Source organism: Mesobacillus maritimus, from assembly GCF_019749255.1.
Classification (GTDB): Bacteria; Bacillota; Bacilli; order Bacillales; family Cytobacillaceae; genus Mesobacillus_B; species Mesobacillus_B maritimus_A.
In genome coordinates, this window is the sequence record NZ_JACWFH010000008.1 from 438,542 (window position 1) to 464,739 (window position 26,198).

General features: G+C 38.0%; 23 protein-coding genes. 18 read left to right on the forward strand and 5 right to left on the reverse strand.

Translation table 11 applies throughout. The features are described 5' to 3' along the window. Positions 1-6 precede the first annotated feature (6 nt). From gltD to H0185_RS07615, 4 genes are all read left to right on the forward strand, one after another. The gene (gene gltD, locus H0185_RS07600; RefSeq protein WP_221872710.1) at positions 7-1,488 is read left to right on the forward strand and encodes a glutamate synthase small subunit; all 1,482 of its coding nucleotides are present in this window, start codon (positions 7-9) and stop codon (positions 1,486-1,488) included. Between the two features lie 140 nt (positions 1,489-1,628). After that, positions 1,629-1,850: a hypothetical protein gene (locus H0185_RS07605; protein ID WP_221872712.1), complete on the forward strand. Its 222-nt coding sequence runs from the start codon at positions 1,629-1,631 to the stop codon at positions 1,848-1,850. Between the two features lie 70 nt (positions 1,851-1,920). Continuing rightward, the gene (locus H0185_RS07610) at positions 1,921-2,223 is read left to right on the forward strand and encodes a hypothetical protein (RefSeq protein ID WP_221872714.1); all 303 of its coding nucleotides are present in this window, start codon (positions 1,921-1,923) and stop codon (positions 2,221-2,223) included. A gap of 131 nt (positions 2,224-2,354) precedes the next feature. Further along, a complete protein-coding gene (locus tag H0185_RS07615; protein ID WP_221872716.1) occupies positions 2,355-3,470 on the forward strand; it encodes a YecA family protein in 1,116 nt (371 codons plus the stop codon). A 112-nt stretch (positions 3,471-3,582) separates the two neighbouring features. On the opposite strand, the gene H0185_RS07620 is transcribed toward H0185_RS07615, so the two are convergent. Further along, positions 3,583-4,257 carry an SOS response-associated peptidase gene (locus H0185_RS07620; RefSeq protein ID WP_221872718.1) on the reverse strand — a complete coding sequence of 225 codons (675 nt, stop codon included), beginning with the start codon at positions 4,255-4,257 and terminating at the stop codon, positions 3,583-3,585. Positions 4,258-4,284: 27 nt separating this feature from the next. Next, positions 4,285-5,499 (reverse strand): CynX/NimT family MFS transporter, encoded by a 1,215-nt coding sequence (locus H0185_RS07625; protein ID WP_221872720.1) that lies wholly within the window; start codon positions 5,497-5,499, stop codon positions 4,285-4,287. 669 nt (positions 5,500-6,168) lie between these two features. Between H0185_RS07625 and H0185_RS07630 the strand changes: the two genes are divergently transcribed. Together H0185_RS07630 and H0185_RS07635 are read left to right on the forward strand one after the other, a co-directional pair. Beyond that, the gene (locus H0185_RS07630; RefSeq protein ID WP_221872722.1) at positions 6,169-7,023 is read left to right on the forward strand and encodes a manganese catalase; all 855 of its coding nucleotides are present in this window, start codon (positions 6,169-6,171) and stop codon (positions 7,021-7,023) included. A gap of 176 nt (positions 7,024-7,199) precedes the next feature. After that, entirely contained in the window at positions 7,200-7,955 is a 756-nt protein-coding gene (locus H0185_RS07635; protein ID WP_343223107.1) for an NADPH-dependent oxidoreductase, read from the forward strand. A gap of 49 nt (positions 7,956-8,004) precedes the next feature. Here the strand turns inward: H0185_RS07635 and H0185_RS07640 are convergent, their stop codons facing one another. After that, a complete protein-coding gene (locus tag H0185_RS07640; RefSeq protein ID WP_221873079.1) occupies positions 8,005-8,964 on the reverse strand; it encodes a D-2-hydroxyacid dehydrogenase in 960 nt (319 codons plus the stop codon). A 291-nt stretch (positions 8,965-9,255) separates the two neighbouring features. Between H0185_RS07640 and H0185_RS07645 the strand changes: the two genes are divergently transcribed. The 6 genes from H0185_RS07645 to H0185_RS07670 all read left to right on the forward strand — a co-directional run bounded on the left by H0185_RS07645 (position 9,256) and on the right by H0185_RS07670 (position 15,914). Continuing rightward, positions 9,256-9,759, forward strand: a complete 504-nt coding sequence (locus H0185_RS07645) for a hypothetical protein (protein ID WP_221872724.1) — start codon at positions 9,256-9,258, stop codon at positions 9,757-9,759. A 131-nt stretch (positions 9,760-9,890) separates the two neighbouring features. After that, a complete protein-coding gene (locus H0185_RS07650; RefSeq protein WP_221872726.1) occupies positions 9,891-10,889 on the forward strand; it encodes a glutathione S-transferase family protein in 999 nt (332 codons plus the stop codon). Positions 10,890-11,070: 181 nt separating this feature from the next. Further along, positions 11,071-11,574 (forward strand): GNAT family N-acetyltransferase, encoded by a 504-nt coding sequence (locus tag H0185_RS07655; protein WP_221872728.1) that lies wholly within the window; start codon positions 11,071-11,073, stop codon positions 11,572-11,574. 163 nt (positions 11,575-11,737) lie between these two features. Then, complete coding sequence (locus tag H0185_RS07660) at positions 11,738-13,405, forward strand: glycoside hydrolase family 13 protein (RefSeq protein WP_221872730.1); 1,668 nt, start codon at positions 11,738-11,740, stop codon at positions 13,403-13,405. A gap of 55 nt (positions 13,406-13,460) precedes the next feature. Beyond that, positions 13,461-15,116 (forward strand): PTS transporter subunit IIBC, encoded by a 1,656-nt coding sequence (locus H0185_RS07665; RefSeq protein ID WP_221872732.1) that lies wholly within the window; start codon positions 13,461-13,463, stop codon positions 15,114-15,116. A gap of 3 nt (positions 15,117-15,119) precedes the next feature. Then, entirely contained in the window at positions 15,120-15,914 is a 795-nt protein-coding gene (locus H0185_RS07670) for an endonuclease/exonuclease/phosphatase family protein (protein WP_221872734.1), read from the forward strand. Between the two features lie 40 nt (positions 15,915-15,954). On the opposite strand, the gene H0185_RS07675 is transcribed toward H0185_RS07670, so the two are convergent. Then, positions 15,955-16,902 carry an endonuclease I family protein gene (locus H0185_RS07675; protein WP_246629063.1) on the reverse strand — a complete coding sequence of 316 codons (948 nt, stop codon included), beginning with the start codon at positions 16,900-16,902 and terminating at the stop codon, positions 15,955-15,957. A gap of 228 nt (positions 16,903-17,130) precedes the next feature. Here H0185_RS07675 and H0185_RS07680 point away from each other — a divergent pair, with 228 nt between their 5' ends. From H0185_RS07680 to H0185_RS07690, 3 genes are all read left to right on the forward strand, one after another. Continuing rightward, positions 17,131-17,916, forward strand: coding sequence for an HAD family hydrolase (locus tag H0185_RS07680; protein WP_221872736.1), 786 nt, complete (start codon positions 17,131-17,133; stop codon positions 17,914-17,916). Between the two features lie 796 nt (positions 17,917-18,712). Beyond that, complete coding sequence (locus H0185_RS07685) at positions 18,713-20,185, forward strand: NCS1 family transporter (RefSeq protein ID WP_221872738.1); 1,473 nt, start codon at positions 18,713-18,715, stop codon at positions 20,183-20,185. A 172-nt stretch (positions 20,186-20,357) separates the two neighbouring features. Then, on the forward strand, positions 20,358-21,716 hold the full coding sequence (locus H0185_RS07690) for an aspartate aminotransferase family protein (protein ID WP_221872740.1): 1,359 nt from the start codon (positions 20,358-20,360) through the stop codon (positions 21,714-21,716). 71 nt (positions 21,717-21,787) lie between these two features. Here H0185_RS07690 and H0185_RS07695 read toward each other — a convergent pair whose 3' ends face one another. Beyond that, on the reverse strand, positions 21,788-22,237 hold the full coding sequence (locus tag H0185_RS07695; protein ID WP_221872742.1) for a V4R domain-containing protein: 450 nt from the start codon (positions 22,235-22,237) through the stop codon (positions 21,788-21,790). A 214-nt stretch (positions 22,238-22,451) separates the two neighbouring features. On the opposite strand from H0185_RS07695, the gene H0185_RS07700 reads away from it, so the two are divergent. From H0185_RS07700 to H0185_RS07710, 3 genes are all read left to right on the forward strand, one after another. After that, on the forward strand, positions 22,452-24,077 hold the full coding sequence (locus tag H0185_RS07700) for a sensor domain-containing protein (protein WP_221872744.1): 1,626 nt from the start codon (positions 22,452-22,454) through the stop codon (positions 24,075-24,077). A 93-nt stretch (positions 24,078-24,170) separates the two neighbouring features. Beyond that, positions 24,171-24,482, forward strand: coding sequence for a YbjQ family protein (locus tag H0185_RS07705; protein ID WP_221872746.1), 312 nt, complete (start codon positions 24,171-24,173; stop codon positions 24,480-24,482). Positions 24,483-24,911: 429 nt separating this feature from the next. Next, on the forward strand, positions 24,912-26,126 hold the full coding sequence (locus tag H0185_RS07710; protein WP_221872748.1) for an acyl-CoA dehydrogenase family protein: 1,215 nt from the start codon (positions 24,912-24,914) through the stop codon (positions 26,124-26,126). Positions 26,127-26,198: the final 72 nt, after the last annotated feature.

Here is a 26,198-nt window from a genome sequence, read left to right on the forward strand (position 1 = left end):
AGGAAGATGGGAAAAGCAACTGGATTTATGGAATATACCCGTGAAAAGACGAAAGAACGGAACCCTATTACGCGTATAAACGATTGGAAAGAATATTCCGCTCCTTTATCTGATGTAGCACTTAAGAAACAAGGGGCAAGATGTATGGATTGCGGAACTCCTTTTTGTCATATGGGCATGGAGCTTGAAGGAGCAACAACAGGCTGCCCAATAAATAACCTAATCCCAGAATGGAACGATTTAGTTTATCATGGTCGGTGGAAAGAAGCACTAGACCGTTTGCTCAAAACAAATAATTTCCCGGAGTTCACAGGGCGGGTTTGCCCTGCCCCTTGTGAGGGGTCTTGTACGTTAGCGATCAATGACCCTGCTGTAGCAATTAAAAGCATTGAGCGAACCATCATTGATAAAGGATTTGAAAACGGCTGGATAACTCCGCGAATTCCAACGAAAAGGACAGGAAAGAAAATTGCCGTTATCGGTTCCGGACCTGCAGGACTGGCAAGTGCTGATCAACTCAACCAAGTGGGGCACCTTGTTACTGTTTATGAGCGTGCCGATCGTCCTGGAGGTTTGCTGATGTATGGTATTCCGAATATGAAGTTGGAAAAAGAAGTGGTGAAACGTAGGATTAGTCTTTTAACACAAGAAGGAATTAACTTTGTTCCCAATACAGAAGTTGGGAAAGATATTACCGCTGAAGAGTTACGTAAGAATTACGATGCGGTTATCCTTTGTACAGGTGCGCAAAAACAACGGGATTTAGAGATTGAAGGTCGACAGGCAAAAGGAATACATTTTGCGATGGACTATTTAACGACAACAACAAAAAGTCTATTAGATTCTAATTTTAGAGACAAGCATTTCATTAATACGGAAGGCAAGGATGTTATTGTAATTGGTGGAGGAGACACGGGTGCAGACTGTGTAGCCACTGCGCTGCGCCAGAAATGCAATAGTGTGATACAGTTTGGCAAACATCCGCAACTCCCAACCTCAAGAACACCAGATAATTTGTGGCCGGCCTTTCCTAATGTATTTACCTTGGATTACGCCTATGAAGAAGCGAATGCAAAGTTTGGTGAAGACCCACGCCAATATTCGATTCAAACTAAGAAAATTGTTGCAGATGAAAATGGCGAAGTGAAAGAACTGCATACGATCCAAATGGAGAAATACAAGGGCGAGGACGGGCGCTACTATTTTAAAGAAATTCCAGGGACGGAAAAAGTTTGGCCAGCGCAACATGTGTTTATTGCAATTGGTTTCGAGGGGACAGAACAATCACTATTAAACCAATTTGCGGTAGAAACCAACAATAACAGAGTGAAGGCAACTTATGGAGAATATAAAACCAATGTTGAGGGTGTCTTTGCAGCAGGAGACGCAAGAAGAGGCCAAAGCCTGATTGTCTGGGCAATTAATGAAGGACGTGAAGCTGCTAGAGAAGTAGACCGTTATTTGATGGGAAGCACTTTGTTACCATAAAACAAAAACAGGTAAGGGCTCAAATCCAAATTATGCGGATTTGGGCTTTTTTCTTATTCTACATAAAAATTTATAACTGTTTGTATTTTAGGAAAAGTCGTATAATTAGAGGATAGAAGATATTTAAAGAGGTGATAAGGTTGACTGGGACAATAACGATCATAATGGTCTTTTCGATTCCGCTAGTTGCAATCGTAACAAGTCATTTTCAAAAACAAACAAAAATGAAACAAGAAATGTTGAAAGACGAGTTAGAACTTGAAAGATTAAAGAATCAAAACTTTTTAATTGAAACCGAAAAGATGAAACTTGAACTAGAAAAAATGACGATTGAGCAAAAAGACGGTTTGAAAATCAAATAACTTCACATTGTACGAGGAACTATACTATCGTTAAAGATAGAAAGCCAACTTAAGAAAGGGGGATAACTGTATGGCTACATCAACAATTTTAAAGTGGATAACTGGTGGTTTGGAAGCATTCTTAGGAATACCAATCCTTGGGGGAGCAATCGTTATTGGATTTGGGTGGACTCCGTTGTTTGTGATGCTTGTTTTGCATATTGTTACTTTAATCTTTTCTGTCAAAGAGTTTCAAAATAGATACGGCAGTATAATGGGAATCATTACATCAGTGCTTGCATGGATTCCGGTCGTAGGGATGGTTTTGCATATCATTACTGGGTTGCTCCTATTGATTGATGCATATCGGTCTAAAGCTCATCAATATAGATAAATTGGTTATGTGAATCAAAGGGGCATACCGTCAAGGTGTGTCCTTCCTTATATACACCCATCTTTTCTTGACATGCAGATAGAAAGTATAAGAAACTTTACTTACAGAGTACCACAGAAAGGATAGGAAGTATGATTAGAGGCCGTAATGATGATTGCCCTTGTGGCAGTGGGAAAAAGTATAAAAAATGCTGCTTAAATAAGGTTGTTTCTATGGATGAAATTATTGGCAAAGAATTGAATCATCTTCAGGAACAGCTTTACGGATATTTTGAACAAAAAGACGCCGAAATGTTTTATTCCATACTTGATCATTATTTTCCGGAAGATGAAATTTCGGAGGAAGAGGGAATTCTTCTAACCACACTCCTAATATTATGGGCAACATTAGAAAAGCCTTTTATGAAAATAACATTAGTCCAACAATTCATTGAAGATAAGCGCCGAGGAAAGCAGCTCCGTCCTGCAGTTATGACTCAGCTAGAGAAATGGAGTAATATCCCTCCAAGTTTTTCTAAGATTATTAACATGACCGATGGTAACTGGATGGAAGTTGAAGATGTCGCTACGAAGGAAATAAAACGAGTGAAAGTATTTGATAATGCTCCAGAGCTAGAAGTAGGGATGTCTCTTTTAGGATTCCTATTGCCATACGGTAGTTATTATTCCTACTTTTTATTAGCCCTACATTTTGGAGAGGGAGATGGAGACATTGTTGCTGATACCTTATCTCAGTTATATGGTGACAGTGACTATAAAGAGTTCTCAGAATTCCTCTCTATTGAGTTTCCATATATATTAAATTGGGTATTGTTTGATTTTGATCCTGTTGAAGAATTGCGTTGGGATGATCCTGCCTATTTTAGAGTCGTGGATCTCTTTGCAGAGAGGGCGACACAAGATTACGAATACTCCAATCAGCTTCTTGATCTTGGGGCAATCATGTGGAATATCTATTGTCTAAAAGAGAAGCCTAGTATAAGGAAGCCAGAAGTCTACGCAGCAGGTCTTCATTATTTTATTGATACCAATATCCCAGGACTGGGTATCCTTACTCAAAAAGAGTTAGCTGATAGGTATGGAGTGAGTGCAACAGCTTTATCTAAGGCCTATCGAAAAATGGAGGAAGGCTTGAATGATGAGGTGGAAAAATTAGATCAATTCATGGAAAGAGCAATGAAGGATGAAATGTTAAATCGAGCGGGTTTGAAAAGAGAAAAACAATCTCACAAAAGATTTTTTGAGTAAGTCGGGGACAGCCTAGATCTTCTAGGCTGTTTTATTTTGGCTCTTTGTTTACGTTAAATTTAGCTTAAAATACGATCTCGACGAAAACAGCATTCATTAAGAAAATATCTTCTTAACACACTTTTTGAATCAATTCTACTGAGTTATTTTTCGGAGAGTTCACTAGCGAGCTTACTTCGTATGCATCCATTAGTTCCCTATCTAATGGATGAAGTAAATGATTCAGGTCGTTCAGGGTACTTTTAGGATTAAGCCAAACTTTTTCATCTTCAGGCTTTAATATGACAGGCATACGGTCATGAATCTCATGAACAAGTTCATTGGCTTTGGTGGTTACAACTGTACAAGAAAAGATGGACTGCCCGTCAGCAGACGTCCATTTCTCCCAGAGACCAGCCATCGCAAATAAATCATTTGATTTTAATTTAATTCGCATAGGTGTTTTTTGTTTTTGTTCATCCCGCTTCCATTCATAAAAACTATCAGCCACAATTAAACAACGTTTATTTCGATAAGCGTTCCGATAGCTAGGTTTCTCAGCAAGCGTTTCTGCTCTTGCATTAATCATTTTATATCCGATTTTTGGATCCTTAGCCCATGGTGGAATTAGTCCCCACTTTAAATACCCCATTTTATTAATGGAACCATTATTTAGAACAGCTATTACAGATTGAGAGGGTGCAACATTATAATTGGGGCTATAATCTTCATCCAAGACAAAGGATGCTATATCGAATCGGTCAATTAGCTGTTCAAACGTTGCTGTTAGCGTAAAACGACCACACATGTTCTTCACCTCAATATCATTCTTTACTCATAAAGTATTTCTTGTCATGATTTCCTTACTTTCTTGATGTACATACTGGTTACGCCCAGCTCCAACTCCTGCAATCGTGAATAAAATTGACACAATAGCTAATAGGACGAGTGGAAAGGTCCAACTCGTGTACACATCATAGAGATAACCAAGAATAAACGGACCAATAGCTGCTAGTATGTATCCGACAGATTGAGCCATCCCTGATAAATCTGCTGCCTGTGAGGCGCTTTCTGCTCGTAAGCTGATTAGGATTAATGCATGACTTATGGCTGCACCTAAAGCGATTCCGATTAATATCGAACTAATAATGAGAATGAAAGAATTTCCCCCGAATAGTAGACCAAGAATACCAGTAAAACAAAAGAGCCCAATCCCCAGTGCAATTCCTTTCTGATTGGGAAGACGATCTGCAAGAACTGGAATGAGAAAATTAGCAGGAAGTCCACAAAAAAGCATTAAGGTAACAACCCAACCAGCTGCGGTGATACTAAGACCCTGGTTATGAAGGATTTCTGGAAGCCAGGTCGAAAAACTGAAAAACACCATAGATTGTAACCCCATAAATAAAGTGACCTGCCATGCGATAGCTGAAGTCCAAATGGATGAATTTGTAATATTTCCCGCCGGTCTTGAGCCCCCGTCATTACTCCGCGTAATCAGAGGCAGCCAAAATCCAATGGCTAGTAGAAGTAAAACAATCCATATCCCTAGCGACATTTGCCACCCTAAGTGAAGCTTTTCAGCCAAGGGAAAACTTAGTCCTGGTGCGAGGCCCGACCAAAAAGCCATCGACAATGTATAACTTCCAGTCAATAAGCCAACTTTGCCAGGGAATCTATGCTTTACTATTCCTGGTAATAAAACATTACAAATGGCAATGCCGATGCCTATAAGAATCGTACCTATGTATAATGGCGTCAGGATTCCAATTGAACGGATAAGTATTCCCGTACCCAATACAATTAACCCTAAAAGGATACTTCGTTCACTCCCAAACCTTTTTGCAATTTTAGGTGCTAATGGAGAGATGGCTGCGAACGCCACGAGCGGCAACGTTGTGATTAAACCCGCTAAGCTATTTGAAATCCCGGTATCTTGACGAATTAAGCCTATAAGGGGTCCGACAGAAGTAATCGCAGGACGTAAGTTAAAAGATACAAAGATAATTCCCATAAATAATAATACTTTTCCCCAACGGGTAGAATTCATTTACAATCGTCCCTCCTTATAAAAAATGGGTATGGAAATGTAAATTCATTATTCGCACTATTATAATGAATATTTTGATTTTTGTATAGGTTCTGGCAAGAAATGAGAGTGTTTATTATGTTTAAATTCAGGGAATAGATTTGTACTGCAACGACAGTTGTGAATTTTAAAAAAATATTCCTTAAATGCAGGAGTTATTAGGCTATACGTCAAATTAACATTAGAATTTAGTGTTATTTATTTTAACTATTCACTTACCTTCGTGTTAATTTCCTGGGGGGAATCAACGCCAAGTTGGTACAGTGCTATATTTATACGAGGAGGAGTTATCATGACAAAGTTTTATTGTAAAAAGTGTATGGGTTTTACCAAGGAAGCTGAGAAATGTGAACATTGTGGAAACAGAGAGATTGTCGAAATCGAAATAAATAACCATAAATAACGAAAAAACTCCTAGTAACCCTAATTGGCTGACTTAATTGGAATTTCCTTTAAATGGTTTACATTGTTCTTCCAACTGGGCCCTCTCCCAATCATTACAAGCCAAAAGCCTTCTTCATGATGTGTTGTGTTTTAAGTAAGGAAATACCCTATAGCATTCACCTATCTCTTACTTTCTGAATACGCTAATTTAGTATTCGAAACTTAAAGGGAGAAAGGTGATTAGTATTGTTCTATCATGTTAAGGAACTTCAATACCATGCTAAGCCTGACCGTCCAGACCCCCTCTTTGCCAAACAATTGCAAGAAGTCCTAGGTGGCCAATTTGGAGAAATTTCAGTAGCTCTACAATACTTGTTCCAAGGATGGAGTGTCCGCGGCAACGGTAAATATAAAGATTTACTTATGGATACAGGTGCTGAAGAATTAGCCCATATCGAAATGCTTGCCACAATGATTGCAAGACTTCTTGATGGGGCACCGGTTGGTGACCTTGAAACAGCAGCGAAGGATCCTATCATTGGGGCGATTCTTGGCGGAATGAATCCTCAACACGCTATTGTGTCAGGTCTAGGTGCGATGCCAGCCGACAGTGTAGGTAATAGATGGACAGCCGACTATATTATTGCTAGTGGAAATTTGCTCGCTGATTTTCGCGCAAATTTGAATGCAGAGTCGCAGGGACGACTGCAGGCTGTTCGTTTGTACGAGGCAACAAATGACCGTGGCGTAAAAGATATGCTATCATGGTTAATTGCCCGCGATACGATGCATCAAAACCAATGGTACGCGGCTATTTGTGAATTAGAAGCAAAAGAAAACATAGTTGTTCCAAGCACATTCCCACGTCAAAAAGAAAAAAGAGAAGTGTCATATGTTCTGTTTAATTATTCCCAAGGTGACCAAAGTGCAAAAGGTCGTTGGGCTAATGGACCAAGTATGGATGGGGAAGGAACATTTAAGTATGTACAAAACCCTCAACCGTATGGGGAAAAGCCGAAATTAATGCCAGCGCCTAAATATATTCATGACACGCTACCAGCTGTCCTCCGTAATGATGACATTCCCCCAAATCTTGCCTAAAGTGAAAGGAGATAGGCCTCTGCTTAGTTACGGTAATATTGAAATGGCTATTCCAATAAATGGCTTGGAAAGAATTTTTCCCAAGCCATTTATTATTTCTTTGAAAACTATTATTTAATTGTTATCAGTTGATTCTGCCAACTCCATTAGGTTAAGGTGGACAGTGAGGAGTGATTATGTTGAACGATACCATTCGATTATTAAAAAGTCACCGTTCTATCCGTGAATTTGACCCTACAAAGGGTGTAAGTGTTAGTCAGGCAAAAACCATCATTGAAACAGCAATGGCTGCACCAAATTGGATCAATGGGCAGCAAGTAAGTGTGATAGAAATACGTGACAAGGATAGAAAATCTAAATTAGCGTATGCTGCTGGGAACCAAAAGTGGATTGAGGAGGCACCGGTATTCTTTGTGTTTTGTCTTGATTTCTACCGGGCAAAGGTAGCGGCAGATAAAAATGGCAATAAGTTCCAAATCGCTGATAGTATCGAGGCGATTATCGTCGGATCCACGGATGTTGGAATTGCCATAGCAAACGCAACGGCGGCGGCTGAATCGATGGGACTTGGTATTGTCCCGATTGGAGGAATTAGGAGAAATCCAGATACATATATAGATATCCTAGATTTACCAGAGTACGTCTACCCAATTTCAGGTCTTGTTGTCGGTCATCCGAGAGCAATTCCAGAACAAAAGCCGCGCTTACCTCTCGAGGCAGTTCATCATAAAGAAAAATACAACAAAGAGCAACAGCGAGCGTTGATGGATGATTATGATCAAACCGTCTCAGCTTATATGGCAGAACGTACAAACGGACAGGATATTTCAAATTGGTCCTCAAAGGTTGCTCATTTCTACGATAACGGTTTTGAAGCTTACCAAAAGGCAGTTGCACCTGCATTAAAAAACAAGGTTTTCGTTATCATATAGAATAAAGAGAGAGCTGGATGGCCTCCAGCTCTTTCTTATTTTGAAATGTTTAATAGCCTTTTTTATAGTCGACCAAGTTGATGGAAGGAGTTTGATGGTTTAGGTAAAGTTTTAGGTTCGGGATAAAAATATGTTCAATAACACGTTGAGCATAATGTTCGGTGGCTCCAGCTGTATGGGGGGTCACAATGACGTTTTCCAAATCCCATAATGGACTTTTTTTGGCTAAAGGCTCTTTTTCAAACACATCAAGGCCAGCACCTGCAATTTGTCCTTCATTTAAAGCGGTAATGAGTGATCCTTCGTCAACAATGGGACCACGCCCGATATTAATGAAGAAAGCTGTTTTCTTCATTAACTCAAACTGTTTTTTTCCAAATAAATGATGAGTTTCTTGTGTCAGCGGAAGAGTAACAACTACATAGTCACATTTTGGAAGGATCGCATCCAATTGATGTGAAAAGTACATTCTATCTACAAACTCATCTAGTCTGCCGGAATTACGAACACCTAATACGTTCATACCAAAAGCTTTTGCAATTTTAGCCGTTTCTTTCCCTATAGCTCCTACACCAATAATTCCAATTGTTTTCCCGTGAATCTCCAAATTTAGTCCTGAATGATGCCATGTTTTTGTGGTTTGGTTTCTAATATAAGTATGTATTTTGCGGGTTAAGGCTAGCATCAAAGCGAAGATGGTTTCACTAATGGGGTAGGCATGAACTCCGTTGGCACTTGTTAACGTAATGCCAAGAGCTTCAAATTTGTCTAGAGGCATGCTGTTTACCCCTGCACTCCATGATTGTAGCCAGCGTAATTTAGGAGTGTATTCAAACATCTCTGTCATTTCTTTTTTCCAACCGACAATGATTTCAGCATCGTATAAGTGATTTTGCCAAATTGAAGAGTCTTTACCAGAAATCAGCGTCCAATCAGGTATTAATGTTTCAACAGCTTCACTAAGCCTCTCGTTTAGATTATGAGTAATGAGTAATGTTCTTTTCCCCAGGGTAATCCCTCCCAAAAGCGTGGTTTCAAGAATGAAGAGTATTCTATCTCTCTACTATACCTTTTTTATCCAAATACGAACAATCCTAACAGTTTTGATTAATTGGTATTTTAATAATAACCAAATATTTAAAAACTATTTTAAAAAAGGAAGCAGGGATTTTTCATTTTAGAAGGAAGTTTAAATAAAGGATTATTATTTTGTCAATAGTAGAAATTTATTAATTTTCTTTATTATTAAGCTGTTGAGACCATTTAAAGTCAAATTTTATCGGGAGGGGGAGTTTAATCGATGTTAACTTTTGAAGAGAAAAAAGCTATTTTCCGTTCGTTTAATCTAGAAGAAAAGCAAACTAGCAATGGAAGAATTAATTTTCATTATCCAGAAAGTAAACAAAGGGGTCAAGTGGTAGGGACACAGTTGCATACCAATGGGAATGGGTATGTGATTGGGAAATACATGTCACCTGATACCATCAATCGATATGGGTACAAAATTGACTCTCGTGGTTGGATTCCGATTAAAGAATTTACAAAAGAACAGTTAACAGATGTAATCTCAGAAGCAATCAAGTCGATGTCAGTGGTTGAAAATCACGATGAATTTCTACAAGAAGGTTTATTAGCAGTACAAGTAGAGGGAGACAATAACGAAGAAAAACGATTCGAAAATGAAAATATCCATTCATTAAATGACGAGAGAAAGTCGCCTTGTGTTTCTCGATGGCTTTGGTGGACGAAAATAGTCGTAGAGTTTAACCGTATTATTTGGGGAGGAAGCATAGAAAGAAAGTGAAAAATTAACATCAATAGTAGCATGTTCGCGATAAAACCATGCCCAATAGTTAGGCATGGTTTTTGGATGTATTTGCATACATAGATAGTGTATCAATAATAATTTGTGAAGTGAAGAAGGGAGAACAGTAGGTGAAAAATCCAGAAAATAACCCTATTTCTACTGAAATAAAGGAAGATGGCTCATTTAATCGACAGACAAATCGCTTTATAACGCCTTTCGGAAATAAGGAAGGGGATCTACCTGTTGAGAAAGGAAGATATCGATTGTTGTGGTCGGCTGTATGTCCATGGGCACACCGCTCTGTGATTGTACGAAAAGTATTAGGGTTGGAGGATGTGATAAGTTTAGGAACAGCTAGCCCCATGCGTCCTAAACTCCCACATGTTGATTGGGAATTTTCATTAGACGATGGGAATTTGGACCCAATATTAAAAATTAGATACATGAGTGAAATTTATTTAAAGACAGATCCTACTTACCAGGGACGTCCCACGGTACCTGTTATCGTTGATATAAAGGAGAAAAAGGTCGTAAACAATGATTATTTTAAACTGACAAACTATCTTGAAAACGATTGGAAACCCTACCATAAAGACAATGCTCCAGAATTATATCCTGAATCGTTGAGGCAAGAAATCTCTAACTTAAACGACGTTATTTTTAACGAAGTAAACAATGGAGTATATAAATGTGGTTTTGCTCAATCTCAAGAAGCGTATGAAGAAGCTTATGATGTACTCTTTACCCGCTTAGATAAACTAGAGGAACATTTAGGTGAAAGGCGCTTTTTGTTCGGTGATTTTATTACAGATTCAGATGTACGTCTATACGCCACATTGATTCGCTTTGATGTTGCCTATTATTCTGCATTTAAGACCAATCGAAATCGAATTGTAGATTTTCATCATTTATGGGGATATTTGCGAGATTTATATCAAACACCTGGTTTTGGTGATACTACTGATTTTCATGCGATTAAGGTTCATTATCATCTTTCAAACCATATTGGGAGTAATGACCATAAAGGAGAAAACATCCTACCGAAGGGACCAGATTTGTCAGGACTTCTTTCTGACCATGGACGTCAAGCTTTAAGTAAGCATAAGAGTAAATTTCTAATCATTTGATAAGAGTACATTTGGAATGAGTGTTGTTAAAAACCCTAAAGCCGGCACGTTCTTATCTCATAATTAAAAGTCTATTTTGGGTTTCAAATAAAGCTTAATCAAACAACCTATTTTATATCCAAGGGTAAAAATGTTTAAGTAAAGAGAGAGCCTTTGAAAGTCAGGAAGTGGAGGAAAAACGATGATTATTCGTGATGCAAAGGAGCAAGAGCTGAGATTTATTCGAGAACAAAGACTAACTTCATATGAAGAACATGCTAGCAGGGTTCCGATGGAGCATTGGCTGGCCTTACAACAAGCGATATCCTCAGAGGTAGATATTAGGCCAGGAGTTGAACGGATTGTTAGTGAAATAGATGGAGAGATAGTAGGGAGTGTGGTATTATTTCCTGCTAACACGGATGCCTACGAAGGAAGTATAGAGGAGTTGAACTATCCGGAGATACGGATGTTGGCCGTTTCACCGCAAGTAAGAGGAAGAGGCGTCGCTACAGCACTTGTTTCGGAATGTATTCAACGTGCGAGGGCTAAGGGCTATCAATCGATTGGGTTACATACGGGTGAATTTATGGAAGGTGCAATGAAGCTATATGAACGGCTAGGGTTTATACGGGTGCCTGAACATGATTTTGAACCAGCAGGAGATGGTATAAACGTAAAGGCATACAGGCTTGCATTTGATTAAAGAATGGTAGAGAACATGAAGTATAATATCGGTTATAACCAAAACCCTTATGGATGGCACACAATTACGCCATCCTTTACTTATGAAAAAAGAAAATGCAAACGATTGCACATAAAATGAAAGTGTGATATTTTAGTAAAGTGCAAAGAGGAGGAAGGCAATTATGAAAAAAGTATGGTGGAAAGAAGCCGTCGCCTATCAAATTTATCCGCGGAGTTTTATGGACTCTAATGGGGACGGAATTGGTGATATTCAAGGCATTATTTCTAAGCTCGATTATCTACAAGAACTAGGGATTGATGTTATTTGGATTTGTCCAATTTATACCTCGCCTAATGATGATAACGGTTACGATATCAGTGATTATCAAGATATAATGGAAGACTTTGGAACGATGGCTGACTTTGATGAGCTATTGGAGGCTGTTCACTCACGAGGAATGAAACTAATCTTAGATCTAGTGATTAATCATACTTCGGATGAGCATCCTTGGTTTATTGAATCACGTTCATCAAAAGAAAATCCATACAGAGATTATTACATATGGCATCCAGGTCAACCTGTAAAGGAACCGAATAACTGGGAATCGATATTTGGCGGATCTGCATGGGAGTATGATAGAGAAACAAAGGAATATTTCATGCATGTCTTTTCACGCCGCCAGCCGGACTTGAATTGGGAGAACCCAAAGGTTCGCCATGGCATTTATGAGATGATAAACTGGTGGTTAGATAAAGGGATCGATGGTTTCCGTGTAGATGCTATTTCTCATATTAAGAAGGTTCATGGATTTCCAGATTTACCGAATCCTAAAAATTTAAAATATGTCCCCTCCTTTGAAGGACATATGAATCGTGAAGGAATCCAAGAGTTTCTTCAAGAACTTAAGAAGGAAACCTTTGCTAAATACGACATCATGACCGTTGGTGAAGCGAACGGAGTAAAAGTGAACCAGGCAGAAGAGTGGGTCGGCGAAGAAAACGGGATATTTAATATGATTTTTCAGTTTGAGCATTTGGATCTTTGGGGTACAAGTGTGACGGGTGGAATTGATATTAAAGCATTAAAAGAAACCTTTAATCGCTGGCAGACGGGATTAAATGGGATTGGATGGAATGCGTTATTCTTAGAAAATCATGACCAACCTCGTTCCGTATCGACTTGGGGAGATAGTGAACAATATCGAGTACAGTCAGCAAAAGCACTTGCTACACTATACTTCTTAATGCAAGGAACACCTTTTATTTATCAAGGTCAGGAAATTGGCATGACAAATGTAAAGTACTCAAGCATTGAAGATTATAATGATGTGGCAATCAAGAACCTCTATCATAATGGGATTGAGGAAGGGAAAAGCCATGAAGAATTAATGGAGATCATCTGGAAAAACGGTCGCGATAACTCTAGGACCCCGATGCAGTGGACACCAGGAGAGAATGCAGGCTTTACCTCTGGAAAACCATGGTTGAAAGTCAATCCTAATAAGAATGAAATCAATGTCCAAGATGCCATTCTAGACCCAGAATCTGTTTATGCTTTCTATAAAAAACTGATTGAAGTAAGAAAAGCACAGTCTGTGTTTGTGTATGGTGATTTTAAACTCGTTCTAGCTGAACATAATCAAATATTTGCTTATACGCGGACATTAGAGAATGAGAAAATGCTTATCATCGTAAACATGTTTGCAAAGGATACTCAGTTTATTGTTCCAGAAGAATTTAAAGAGAAAACAGTGAAGGTTCTGTTAAATAATTACCATCTCGAGGTAAAAGACACTTTAGAAAATATGAATCTAAGACCTTATGAAGCAATAGTCTACCAATTAGTGTAATGTTTAGCTAATAAGTGCAAACGTTTGCTCATAGATTATAAAGGGAGATAGGAAAATGAAATTCATGTCATTTGATTTTTGGCAAAAATTTGGGAAAGCATTGCTCGTTGTTGTAGCAGTTATGCCAGCGGCTGGTATTATGATTTCTTTAGGAAAATTAGTTGGGATGATGGGTGGAGATATGGCCTTTGTTCATACCATCGCAGTCATCTTGGAGGAAATCGGTTGGGGAATTATTGGAAACCTCCATGTTCTATTTGCTGTTGCAATAGGTGGTTCTTGGGCAAAAGAACGCGCTGGTGGAGCCTTTGCAGCATTAATCGCATTTATTCTAATTAATCGAATCACTGGTGCCATATTTGGTGTAAATAGTGGGATGTTAGCGGACTCTGAAGCTACAGTTACGTCTTTGTTTGGAAGCGAATTAGTTGTTAGTGACTATTTTATCTCGGTACTAGGAGCACCTGCCTTAAATATGGGTGTTTTTGTTGGGATTATCTCTGGTTTCTTAGGGGCGAATCTCTTTAATCGATACTATAACTTTAACAAGCTGCCTCAATCGCTTGCTTTCTTTAATGGAAAGCGGTTCGTACCATTTGTCGTAATTGGTGGATCCATCGTAACGGCCATTATTTTGGCTGTGGTATGGCCATTTATCCAAGGATTATTAAATGACTTTGGTCGTTGGATTGCAACTTCTCGTGATACAGCTCCAGTAGTAGCTCCGTTCGTTTTTGGAGCATTAGAGCGTTTACTATTACCATTCGGGTTGCATCATATGCTTACAGTCCCAATGAACTATACAGAATTGGGTGGAACTTATACAATTTTAACGGGTACAAGTGCTGGAACAACCGTGGCTGGTCAAGATCCACTATGGTTAGCCTGGATTGCTGACTTGAATAATCTTCTTGCCGCTGGAGACACAGCTGGTTATCAAGCCCTATTAAACGACGTTACACCTGCACGTTTTAAGGTTGGTCAGATGATTCTATCAACTGCAGCGCTTATCGGGATTGCTTTTGCTATGTACCGAAATGTAGATAAAGACAAGAGAACAAAATATAAGTCAATGTTCCTATCTGCTGGATTGGCTGTATTTTTAACAGGAGTAACTGAACCAATTGAATTTATGTTTATGTTTGTGGCACCAGTTCTTTATGGAGCTTACGCGATTATGACAGGACTAGCATTTGCAATTGTTGATATCGTGAATATTCGTGTCCACTCCTTTGGAATCATTGAGTTTATCACACGGACACCAATGATTCTTAAAGCTGGATTATGGCTTGACCTTGTTTATTTTGTTGTAGCATGTTTGCTTTTCTTCGGGTTAAACTTTACGGTTGCAAACTTTATTATTAAAAAGTTTAAATATGCCACTCCAGGTCGCCTAGGAAACTATATTGAAGATGAAAATGGCGAAGGTGCTACTACTTCTACGACTAATACAGATTCAAAGCAAACAGATGATTCTCAAGCTGCTACAATTATTTCCTTACTAGGTGGAGAAGAGAATATTGAAGATGTGGACGCATGTATGACACGTCTTCGTGTAACGGTAAAAGATATCGAGGCAGTTGCTTCCGAAAAAGAATGGAAGTTAAATGGAGCATTAGGTCTCATTCTAAAAGATAAAGGTGTTCAAGCAATCTATGGCCCAAAAGCGGATGTTTTGAAATCAGATATCCAGGACCGATTAGGAGCGTAGAAGATGAAATTATTAACATTAAATTGTCATTCATGGCAGGAAGAGAATCAATTTGAAAAAATTAAAACATTGGCTGAAACCATAATAGAGCAATCCTATGATGTGATTGCTCTTCAGGAAGTCAGTCAGAAAAAGGATTCAGAGCAAATGATTGACGGTTTAAGGGTAGATAATTTTGTTGTTGTGCTTCTCCAAGAACTAGAAAAGATGGGTGTTACAGATTATCATTTCACATGGGATTTCTCACATATTGGTTTTGAAATCTATGAAGAAGGGTTGGCAATTTTAACAAAGCATCCTATTATGAAGACGCATTCTTTCTTTATTACCCAATCACATGATACAAATTATTGGAAAACAAGAAAAATCGTTGGTGCTACGATTCAATATCGTAACGATTTATTATCGTTTTATAGCTGCCATCTTGGCTGGTGGGGGGATGACGAGGAACCTTATCAGCATCAGGTTGAATCCTTAATTAAAGCTGCAGATAGGGAAGGAACGAGGTATTTTCTTATGGGTGACTTTAATAATGATGCCAAAACCAGAAATGAAGGTTATGACTATCTAGTAAGCAAGGGGATTTATGATACCTATCAGTTAGCGTTAGAAAAAGATTCTGGTGCTACAGTAAAAGGAAAAATCCAAGGATGGGACGAGAACAAAAGAGATTTAAGAATTGACTTGATTTTGGCGAGTGATTCTTTTGAAGTAGTCAAATCAAAGGTGATTTTTAACGGTGAAAACAAACCTGTAGTATCAGATCATTACGGGTTGGATCTTGATGTTCATGTATAAGGAAAGGTATCGCTATTGACTAGCGATACCTTTTTGTTTTTTATCTGAAATGTACTGCCTCAACTAATTCAGGGAAGTCTATGAAGGGATTCCTATTCCCTTGAATCATGTATATTGATTGATTACGATGCTTCTCATACAATGTTATGGGAAATTGTTGGTGCCATTGAATGAGTAAAGGGATATCAATTAAGCCTCTAAAAGATTTCTTTATGGCAAGAGGATACCGCAACAAAAAATATAACATTGCCCTAGCGATTTTCCCTTTGCCATGTTCTGGTTCAAATCGTTCATTCATTGTAACTCCACAATGATTTTGAATAGATTCCGTTTCTGATTCAGGTGTATAAAAGGTGAAATCAGCGTACGGGAAATTCGAACGCGCTATATTGCAATCAGGTTGGCATGTAAAAAGATGATGCAGATCCCCTTTCATAGGTTCAAGTGAATGAAACCACGATTGGGGAACAATATGTTCAGTATTAAATTTGTATTTCCATTCAATAGATCTTAACTCCTTTAAGGATAGGAATTGGTGCTGATCCACTTGACGGAGTGCTCGCATAAATTCGTCATACTTTTCCTGAATGATTTCGTGATCTTTTACGATTAAGGAAGCAGGATCTTTCTCTTCTCCTGAGTAAATACTTTTTACCGTTCCATCTGGATATAAGTCTACCCATGTATATAAGTACAAATCTTTACTAATAAAATAGGGTACATGATTTTTATGAGTTTGTGTTAATAGTCTCGTTAGATTAATAGATAAATAATCAATAGAATGATGGTTTAATAATGAGTCATAATAATGATTGATATCAATTTGGTTTTGTTTTTCACTAAAATAAAGTTCTTGGTCTGTCAGAATACGCCGTTTATTAGCTCTTAAAAAGTTCATTTGTTTGGATAAATCAATCCGCTCAGAAGAGCTATCGCCAAGATATTTTATCTTTCTCCTTTTCTGGGTCTTCCTTTTCTTTTTGCCCATATGTATACTCCTTAATTATTTGAAATGTATCATGTTGATTCGAACCGAAATCAACAACCTCTGTTTACATATCTTTATTATAGGTTGTTTTTGTAAAAATTGTTGTGGCCTTATTTTAAAAAGATAATACACTAAGGGGTGATTAGTTTGAGTTTTCATATATTCATTGTTTTTGAAAAATGGTAAACTAGTAAACAATACAAACTGAAGAAAAGAGCGAGGCTAATCATGATTAAAGCAGTTTTTTTTGATTTAGATGATACCCTTCTTTGGGATCAAAAAAGTATTAAGCAAGCGTTTGTAGTTACCTGTAAACTAGCGGAAGAAAGATATGGTTTGAATTCATTACAGTTAGAAGAGGCTGTACGTGATGCTGCTAGAGAATTATACGCTTCTTATGAGACGTATCCGTTCACTCAAATGATTGGCATTAACCCCTTTGAGGGGTTGTGGGGTAACTTTCTAGACGACCATGACGAATTTCGGAAAATGAAAAAGATCGTCCCTGTCTATCGCAAGGATGCTTGGACAAATGGTTTGAAGAAAATGGGAATCAATGATCCAGAGTTTGCCCAGGAGTTAGCAGAGACCTTTCCGGAAAATCGAAGGAAGCTTCCATTTGTATATGAAGAAACCTTTAAGGTATTAGATGCTTTGAAGAAAGACTACCGGCTTTTGCTTTTAACAAATGGCTCACCGGATTTGCAACAAACAAAACTTAAAATAACATCAGAGCTAGTTCCATATTTTGACCAAATTGTCATATCGGGTGACTATGGTAAAGGGAAGCCAGACACAGGTATCTTCGAACATGCTTTGGAACTCATGAATGTCCACAAAAATGAAGCGATTATGGTTGGGGATAACCTAATGACAGATATCCTAGGAGCAAACCAAGTTGGAATGCCATCGGTTTGGATCAATCGTCATCAAAAAGAGCGAAATGAAATCATTCCAACGTATGAGATCAAGCATCTTGAGGAGCTTTACCCACTATTGGAGAACTTAAAGTAAGAAATGTTTATTCTATCGTTGTAAAGAATTGATTGTGGTTGCAGAGAAAGAAAAGTTTAGGGGCATCGGCTAGGGACCGATGCCTTTTTTTCTCTTTTATTTAGATTTCTTCGGCTGCCCATATCTTAAATGACCGGCTTCTTTTTCCCCTTTTTGTTTATTTAATTTTCCTTTTAATTGAACATTTGGATAGCTTGCTTCTTTATCATTCATATCAAATCACCTCCAAATAATAGTCTTTTCTTATTCCTAAAAGAATATGTTGGTGGCTGTTTTAAATAGGTATATAAAATTTTCTCTATTATAAACGTATTATTTTAATTATCAAAAAATATGTTAGAAATAATCACAGAACAGAGGATAACCCTGTCAACTTGTTTTATTCTTTTTATAAGGCTCTTTACTAAAACTAAGAAATAGATAAGGGTGAAAGTAGGGCAGGATTAAAAGTAAACAACAGGCTAGGCATACGCTTTTTTACTAAATATCTGAATATTCTGTAATATGAGGAGGATTTAACTAAACTTATGAAGAAAACTATTTGTGAAATAGGACAATTGTAACCGGTAACCAATTCATAACAAAAAGGTTGCCCTATTCAAAATGGAATCATTACTTAAAATGGTGGAAACCATCAAAATTAGGAGCTTAACCATCTGAACAATAGGTCGAAACCATCTTCTGTGGGGAGGGATTGAGACACAAACTAACTTTGCAACACCATTACTGTTTAAGAAGGTGAATTTTTTTACAGTTTTTATTCAGAATATTCAAATAAATTATAAGGAGTGTTTATATGAAAAAAACCAGCAATTATTTAAAATCTCCAGACTTGCTCCCTATTACTCATGGTGAGCGAAAAATCGGACCATTAGGGTTCGCAGTGATTTGGGTTGGAATGGCCATTGTGTTAGCAGCCTTCGCCATTGGTGGTGGCGGGATTATCAATCTCCCGCTCGATTTGGTCATTCTTGCAACCATTATCGGTTCGGTTGCAATTGGTATTTTCATGGTCGTCATTGGGGATATTGGAGTAGAACATGGGCTTTCTTTCCCAGTTTATATGAGGGCACCATTTGGTACAATAGGGACCCATATTCCTTCAGTGGTCCGAGGTGTAACAGCTTCATGTTGGTTTGGGATTAACACCTATTTTGGTTCAACGGCAATGAATGCAATTTTGAACTTATTATTTGGTTTTGATAATTGGTTTGTATGTTTTCTGATTTTTGCTGCATTACAGTTATTCAATACATCACTTGGGATAAAATCTATTGAACGATTTGCCGACTTGGCAGCACCCATTATCATCTTAATCTCTTGCTGGATGTACGTGACATTATCAGACCAAGCCGCGGCACAAGGGAAGGACATTTGGTCTTGGGTGGAAACGCCTGTAGCTGGAGGGTCTGCATTTACAGCCTTCATGGTTGTTATAATGGCAAATATGGGTTTCTGGGCAACACTTGCTGCAGATATGCCTTCTTTATCGAGATATTTCAAGGCCCCAAAGAACGAACGAAATTGGTTTAAACGAAATAAAACACAACTGATTGGTAGTTTAATTGTTATGCCAATTTTCAACACTTTTATGGTCATCATTGGAGCTGTATCTTATATTGCTGTTTCAAATGCAGACCCTATTGTCGCTCTTCAAGAAGCGGCAGGCGGTTTTATATTGGGGATACTTTTATTGATGATTGTTTTAGCACAATGGTCAACAAATACATCAGCAAATGTCATTCCCGCTGCGACGATTTTTTCGAATGTGGGTGGACCTAGGGTTCCGTTTTGGGTTGGGGTAGTTGTTGCGGGGATTATTGGGATCCTAGCTCAGCCATGGAGCTTGTTTGGTGTGTTAAATTCGGCTCTCCTTATCATCGGTGGTATTTTGTCTTCCATTGTTGGGATTCTCTTTGTCGACTATTATGTCATTCGGAAGAGAAGGGTAAATGTAGAGGAACTTTATGAAACGGAAGGTCAATATAAGTATTTAGGTGGTTTCAACCTAGCTGGTCTGATAGCTTGGATCATTGGTGGTATTGTAGCAAATTTACTTCCGACATACTCGTCTATCGTTGGGTTTGTTGTGGGAGCAGTAATTTATTATTTCTTAGCAAAAAACTGGTGGTTTGCAAAATATAAGCAGGCTGAGATTGAAAATCCAAGTGATGAAAAATATTTAGGAATCACTGTTGGACGTGATTGGAAGATCCCTATCGAGGAAGAAGTATCTATTGTCCCCGAGACTGTAAGTGAAAAAGTTTAAAGTAGCCGAGGAAAAGGGCTCCGGGCTATAAAAAGTTGTTTAAAAGAATGAGGAATAGGAACCGTTTAATAACAGTTCTAGTCATTTGCTTTATTAAATATGAATATGGAAAGGACTGGTAAACCGGAAGGGGCTAGCCAGTCTTTTTCATTTTAGAACAGGAGGTAAGTAGATGGAGAATAAGAAAGACGATGTTCTTTTGATGAAGGATAAAGAGTATCTTTGGCATTCAATGAAGGCGTATAGTCCGGATACTACCATGGTGGTTGAGAAGGCAAAAGGAGCTTGGGTAGTCGATCAAAATGGAAAACGTTATCTAGATGCAATGGCCGGGCTTTGGTGTGTAAATGTAGGTTATGGAAGAAAGGAATTGGCAGAGGCTGCTTACGAGCAGTTAAAAAACATGGCGTATTTTCCGCTTACTCAAAGTCATCGTCCTGCCATTGAGCTAGCTGAAAAGTTAAACAAAATGCTTGGTGAAGACTATGTAATCTTCTTTTCAAATAGTGGATCGGAAGCCAATGAGACAGCATTTAAAATTGTTAGGCAATACCATCAGCAAAAGGGAGATGTTAACCGTTACAAATTTATCTCTAGGTATCGGGGTTACCATGGAAATTCGATGGGGGCCTTAGCTGCAACAGGGCAAGCACAACGAAAATATAAATATGAACCTTTATCCCCTGGCTTCATTCATGTTGCGCCTCCAGATTTATATCGATCTTCTGATGAGAAAGAAGCTAATCCAGAAGAGTTACAATCTGTTAAGGATATTGATAATGTGATGACTTGGGAATTAAGTGAAACCATGGCAGGAGTCATCATGGAACCGATTATCACAGGTGGGGGGATTTTGATACCACCTGAAAAATATATGAAGGGTGTTAAACAAGTATGTGAAAAGCATGGAGCACTGCTTATTGTTGATGAAGTAATCTGTGGGTTTGGACGCACTGGTGAGCCGTTTGGCTTTATGAATTACGGAGTCAAACCAGATGTCATTACCATGGCAAAGGGAATTACGAGTGCCTATTTACCGTTATCAGCTACGGCAGTGAAGAAGGAGGTCTACGAAGCATTCAAAGGGACAGAAGAATATGATTATTTTCGCCATATTAATACATTTGGAGGAAACCCAGCCGCCTGTGCACTTGCGATTAAAAATATAGAAATCATGGAAAATGAGAATCTGTTTTTTCGTTCAAAAACGATGGGTGCTTACTTAAAAAATGGGTTAGTGGAAGCGTTGCGTGACCATCCTCTCGTCGGTGACATCCGTGGAAAGGGGTTATTGCTAGGGATTGAATTGGTTAGCGATAGAAAATCAAAATCTCCACTTAATGTTGAATCCTTAAATCAAGTGATTGCCGGGTGTAAACAAAAAGGCATATTGATTGGGAAAAATGGGGCTACTGTTGCTGGATATAATAATGTTCTAAGTTTGTCACCTCCATTAATAATTAATAAAGAAGAAGTTGATTTGCTCATTAAGATTGTATCCGAGGAGATTGGAAGATTAATTGGTAAATAGCGGAAAAGTAGATGGTAGCAATGCCATCTACTTTTTTGCTTTAAGTGTTAAACATAGAGTTAAAACCCTCATTACGAAAACTTAATCATATACTCACAATTTTCATCGCCATTTACATTACATTTTATTTCACGAATACTAATTTTCCCTTCATAAATTGTTGAAAGTGCACCTTCTAATATGGCACCTTCCAAATCACATACCATGTTCCCTTCCGCGACAGGGAGCCCTTCACAGAAACAATCCTCAATGACGAGATGCATTTCTTCTTTTGTCTGTCGGACAATTTTTGGAATACCTATTTTTAGGTCTTCAAATATTTGCAGTAAGTCGTCAATCGAGGAGATTGACATACTTTTGCCGATTTCTCGCCCAACTGTTAGTGTCGTATTTTTCCCTTTCATCGGGAGACCTTGATACATCCCAATTAAACGTACTGAACGAAATAACTCCAGTGGTACAAGATTACCTAAGGTTTCACGTTTTATGCTTTTCATATCTTCAAATGAAAACAAGCTCATACTGTTCCTCCTGATTTAATGTTTCCCCATTTATGTTAAGGGACGAATAGCTCTTTAACACGTTTCTATAAATCTTTTTTCTCCACCATGCCACAGAAGATTGCAATTGTAGTCTTATTATATTCGAAAATAATTTTAGAAACCTTGATTCAAATCATCATCAGGAAAATAAAAAGCAAGTAAACTAAAGGTATTAATAGTATGGGGTGTTGGCATGCATGGACTTGACACAAGTTTCTATAAAGAAATTTTTGAACAAATTGATACGGGTGCAATAATTACTGATAAAAATAGAGTTGTGGTTAGTGTTAATTCGGCATTTTTGACTTTAAGTGGATACAAGGGAAAAGAAGTATGTGGATTTTCAATTGATAACTTTATAGACGGGTATCAATTTCATGAAAGAAATTGGCGAAAAAATATTATTTTAAAAAAGAAAAATCACGTAAAAATTTCACAATGGCTACTACTAAACCAAATTAATACTGGATCTGCTGAGAATGATCCCTTTTATATTTGGGTTATGACAGATTTTCAAATTTGCGGTTTGGACCCACTGACAAAACTTCCTAATCGTTTTTTATTTAATCAGAAATTAAATGAAACAATTGAACAAGCTAGAGAAGAGAGTGGCACCTTTGCTATTTTGTTCATTGATTTAGACCGCTTTAAATTCATCAATGATACGCTTGGTCATGCAGCTGGAGACCAATTGCTACTAGAAAGTACACTTCGTATCCAAGACGTAATTGGTAGTCAGCATATACTTGCGAGAATGGGTGGAGATGAATTTGTTTGTGTCCTTACTAATCTTAAAACTGAAGTTGAAGCCGAATATTGGGCTAGAAAGGTGATAAAAGCTTTTTCTACGCCCTTTTTATTAAAAGAGATGGAGTTTTATATTTCAACTAGTATCGGGATAAGTGTGTACCCATATGACGGAGATGATGGGGATACACTTATTAGTAATGCCGATTCGGCAATGTATCGGGCGAAGAAGAAGGGAAGAAACCGGTATGAAAATGCAAAAGTAGAAATGAATGCTGGTGGATTTGAAAAATTCCTCATTGAGAATCATTTGCATAAAGCAATTGAAAACAACGAACTCATTCTATACTTCCAACCACAAATTAATTTAAGCTCTAATAAAGTCCTTTCTTTCGAGGCTTTAATACGTTGGAATCATCCGGATTTTGGATTAATTTCACCGGGGGATTTCATTCCCATAGCTGAAGAAACAGGGTTGATATTGCCAATAGGCGATTGGGTTTTAAAGGAGGCATGTTTAAAGATGCGAGAATGGCAAAATGCTGGCTATTCTCCAGTGAGAGTAGCAGTAAATTTATCAGCTGGGCAATTTTTGCAAAATGATTTTGTTCACAAGGTAAAGAACATTCTAGGTGAAACACTCATTGATCCAGCTTGTTTAGAATTAGAGATTACTGAAAATATGGTGATGCATGATGTTAATCAAGCAATTAAGTCTTTAATGGAATTAAAAAAACTGGGTGTTCAAATCTCTATAGATGACTTTGGGACGGGGTATTCTTCTTTAAATTATTTAAAAGAGTTCCCGATTGACACATTAAAGATTGATCGGTCCTTTATTTGTGACCTTGATACAAATTCCAGTAGCGTTGCATTAACTAGAGCAATCACAAACCTTGCACATGATTTAAATTTAAAGGTAGTCGCTGAAGGGGTTGAAAATCTAGAACAACTTACTATCGTTAAGCAACAATCATGTGATGCTGTTCAAGGATATTATTTTAGTAAACCAATTGATGATACAAACGTACTTCAGTTTCTTAAAAAGGAGCATAATAAATTTACAGTATAAGTCGGAGTGTTGTTTAGGAGCAGGATTATAAATTAGGATGGGCGAAACTTTATAGAGGAAGAGTCCTAAAGAGTTCTAAAGGGAGGAAATAGTATGTTAATGGTCACTACAGATTCTGTAGCAAATAAAAAGATTGTTGAGGTAAGAGGTGTAGTCACAAGTAGCATTGTGCAATCAAGAAATATTGGAAAAGATCTTCTTTCTGGGCTTAAGTCGATTGTGGGTGGAGAGTTGAAAAGCTATACAGAAATGCTAGAGGATTCTAAAACAACGGTTAAAACGCGACTGATTCAACAAGCGGAACAAGTTGGTGCAAATGCAATTGTTGGTCTCCGACTAGAGCTTTCAGCAGGTCAGGGCACTTCCGAATTAATTGGTTATGGCACTGCGGTTGTGCTTGAATAACTGAAAAAATACTGTTTAAAGTAGAAAAGACAGAGCTAGGTTGTTTCTAGCTCTGTTTTTTATTACGATGGCTACTATTGGAGACTTTCAGTGTTTCTTATTTTATTTACAATATTAATTATATTAAAATTATGTTCTAAATATTCGATAAATTATATTGCACTCATTTGATCATCATTGTATAATTTTAGTAGTAGCCGAATGCATCTAAAGAGTTAGCCCTCTTAGGATCCGTAAAAGGCGATATTAAGCGTTTTCAAATCAGAATAACTTGATTTTAAACTGTCTAGTCTGAGAACACAGACAAGAGCCGGTTGCATTTTCCGTGCAACTGGCTTTATTTTTTAAGTTCTGTTACATAGGGTTGTTGTTTTACTGAAATCAATATACATGTTTAACAGAGCTAATTTTAAAAAGGGAGATGGGGAAATGTTAAATTTTAATTTAAGTGATGAGCAACTAGCGGTTCAGAAAATGGTAAAGGAATTTGTAGATAATGAGATTAATCCTTATATTCGGGAATGGGATGAAAAGGGACATTTTGAATCATCTATTTTAAATCGACTTGCGGATCTAGGTTTAATGGGGGTATGTATTCCTGAGGAGTACGGTGGAAGCGGTATGGATTATAATACGCTAGCGATTGTTTGTGAAGAACTTGAGCGTGGCGATACTGCATTCCGAACAGCTGTTTCAGTTCATACTGGGTTAAATAGCATGACACTTCTTCAATGGGGCTCTGAGGGACAAAAGCAAAAATACCTAGTGCCACAGGCTAAAGGATTAAAGGTTGGTGCATTCGGGTTGACTGAGCCAAATGCTGGTTCCGATGTTGCAGCCATGCAAACTTCTGCCGTGCTTGACGGTGATCACTACATACTGAACGGTCAGAAGACTTGGATATCTCTTTGTGATTATGCTGACCATTTCCTTGTATTTGCTTACACAGATAAGAGCAAAAAACACCACGGAATTTCTGCTTTTATCGTTGAACGGACAATGGAAGGGTTCTCCTCAAAGGCAATAAAAGGGAAGTTAGGAATTCGTGCCGGCAATACTGGGGAACTGTTCTTTGACAATGTGCGGGTACCAAAAGAGAACCTACTTGGTCAAGAAGGGGAAGGCTTCAAAATTGCGATGTCTGCACTAGATAATGGCCGGTTTACTGTTGCTGCTGGAGCAGTTGGTCAAATTCGTGCGGCTATGGAAGAAAGTATAAAATACTGTCATGAGCGGAAGACGTTTGGTAAAGAGATTGGGAAACATCAGTTGGTTCAACAGATGCTCGCGAAAATGGAAGCGGGATATCAAATGTCAAGATTGCTTGTGTTCCGTGCAGGCTGCCTGAAGAATGAAGGCAAACGCAATACTCGTGAAACGTCTTTGGCAAAATGGCAGGCTTGTGATTTTGCGAATGAAGCGGCAAATGACGCTGTTCAAATTCATGGAGCATATGGCTTTTCAAATGAATACCCGGTTGAGAGATTTTTGCGTAATTCAAAGGCTCCGGTTATTTATGAAGGAACAAGGGAAATTCACACTGTAATGCAGGCTGAATACTTATTAGGATACAGAGAAGATAAGCCACTAAGTAATCCCCTTCCAGCTTGGCCATATGAGCAGAAAGAAACTGTTAAGAGCTAACTAGGCTTTATCGAAATCTTTTTTTAGCAGGATTCTGCCACCTTAAACACGAATAATTGTACTAATCGTACA

What these genes read in the sequence shown, in the direction of transcription:
- gltD (WP_221872710.1), top strand. Translation starts at nt 7, where the DNA reads ATGGGAAAAGCAACTGGATTTATGGAATATACCCGTGAAAAGACGAAA.
- H0185_RS07610 (WP_221872714.1), top strand. Translation starts at nt 1,921, where the DNA reads ATGGCTACATCAACAATTTTAAAGTGGATAACTGGTGGTTTGGAAGCA.
- H0185_RS07615 (WP_221872716.1), top strand. Translation starts at nt 2,355, where the DNA reads ATGATTAGAGGCCGTAATGATGATTGCCCTTGTGGCAGTGGGAAAAAG.
- H0185_RS07620 (WP_221872718.1), bottom strand. Translation starts at nt 4,257, where the DNA reads ATGTGTGGTCGTTTTACGCTAACAGCAACGTTTGAACAGCTAATTGAC.
- H0185_RS07625 (WP_221872720.1), bottom strand. Translation starts at nt 5,499, where the DNA reads ATGAATTCTACCCGTTGGGGAAAAGTATTATTATTTATGGGAATTATC.
- H0185_RS07635 (WP_343223107.1), top strand. Translation starts at nt 7,200, where the DNA reads ATGTTGAACGATACCATTCGATTATTAAAAAGTCACCGTTCTATCCGT.
- H0185_RS07645 (WP_221872724.1), top strand. Translation starts at nt 9,256, where the DNA reads ATGTTAACTTTTGAAGAGAAAAAAGCTATTTTCCGTTCGTTTAATCTA.
- H0185_RS07655 (WP_221872728.1), top strand. Translation starts at nt 11,071, where the DNA reads ATGATTATTCGTGATGCAAAGGAGCAAGAGCTGAGATTTATTCGAGAA.
- H0185_RS07660 (WP_221872730.1), top strand. Translation starts at nt 11,738, where the DNA reads ATGAAAAAAGTATGGTGGAAAGAAGCCGTCGCCTATCAAATTTATCCG.
- H0185_RS07665 (WP_221872732.1), top strand. Translation starts at nt 13,461, where the DNA reads ATGAAATTCATGTCATTTGATTTTTGGCAAAAATTTGGGAAAGCATTG.
- H0185_RS07670 (WP_221872734.1), top strand. Translation starts at nt 15,120, where the DNA reads ATGAAATTATTAACATTAAATTGTCATTCATGGCAGGAAGAGAATCAA.
- H0185_RS07675 (WP_246629063.1), bottom strand. Translation starts at nt 16,902, where the DNA reads ATGGGCAAAAAGAAAAGGAAGACCCAGAAAAGGAGAAAGATAAAATAT.
- H0185_RS07680 (WP_221872736.1), top strand. Translation starts at nt 17,131, where the DNA reads ATGATTAAAGCAGTTTTTTTTGATTTAGATGATACCCTTCTTTGGGAT.
- H0185_RS07685 (WP_221872738.1), top strand. Translation starts at nt 18,713, where the DNA reads ATGAAAAAAACCAGCAATTATTTAAAATCTCCAGACTTGCTCCCTATT.
- H0185_RS07690 (WP_221872740.1), top strand. Translation starts at nt 20,358, where the DNA reads ATGGAGAATAAGAAAGACGATGTTCTTTTGATGAAGGATAAAGAGTAT.
- H0185_RS07695 (WP_221872742.1), bottom strand. Translation starts at nt 22,237, where the DNA reads ATGAGCTTGTTTTCATTTGAAGATATGAAAAGCATAAAACGTGAAACC.
- H0185_RS07700 (WP_221872744.1), top strand. Translation starts at nt 22,452, where the DNA reads ATGCATGGACTTGACACAAGTTTCTATAAAGAAATTTTTGAACAAATT.
- H0185_RS07705 (WP_221872746.1), top strand. Translation starts at nt 24,171, where the DNA reads ATGTTAATGGTCACTACAGATTCTGTAGCAAATAAAAAGATTGTTGAG.
- H0185_RS07710 (WP_221872748.1), top strand. Translation starts at nt 24,912, where the DNA reads ATGTTAAATTTTAATTTAAGTGATGAGCAACTAGCGGTTCAGAAAATG.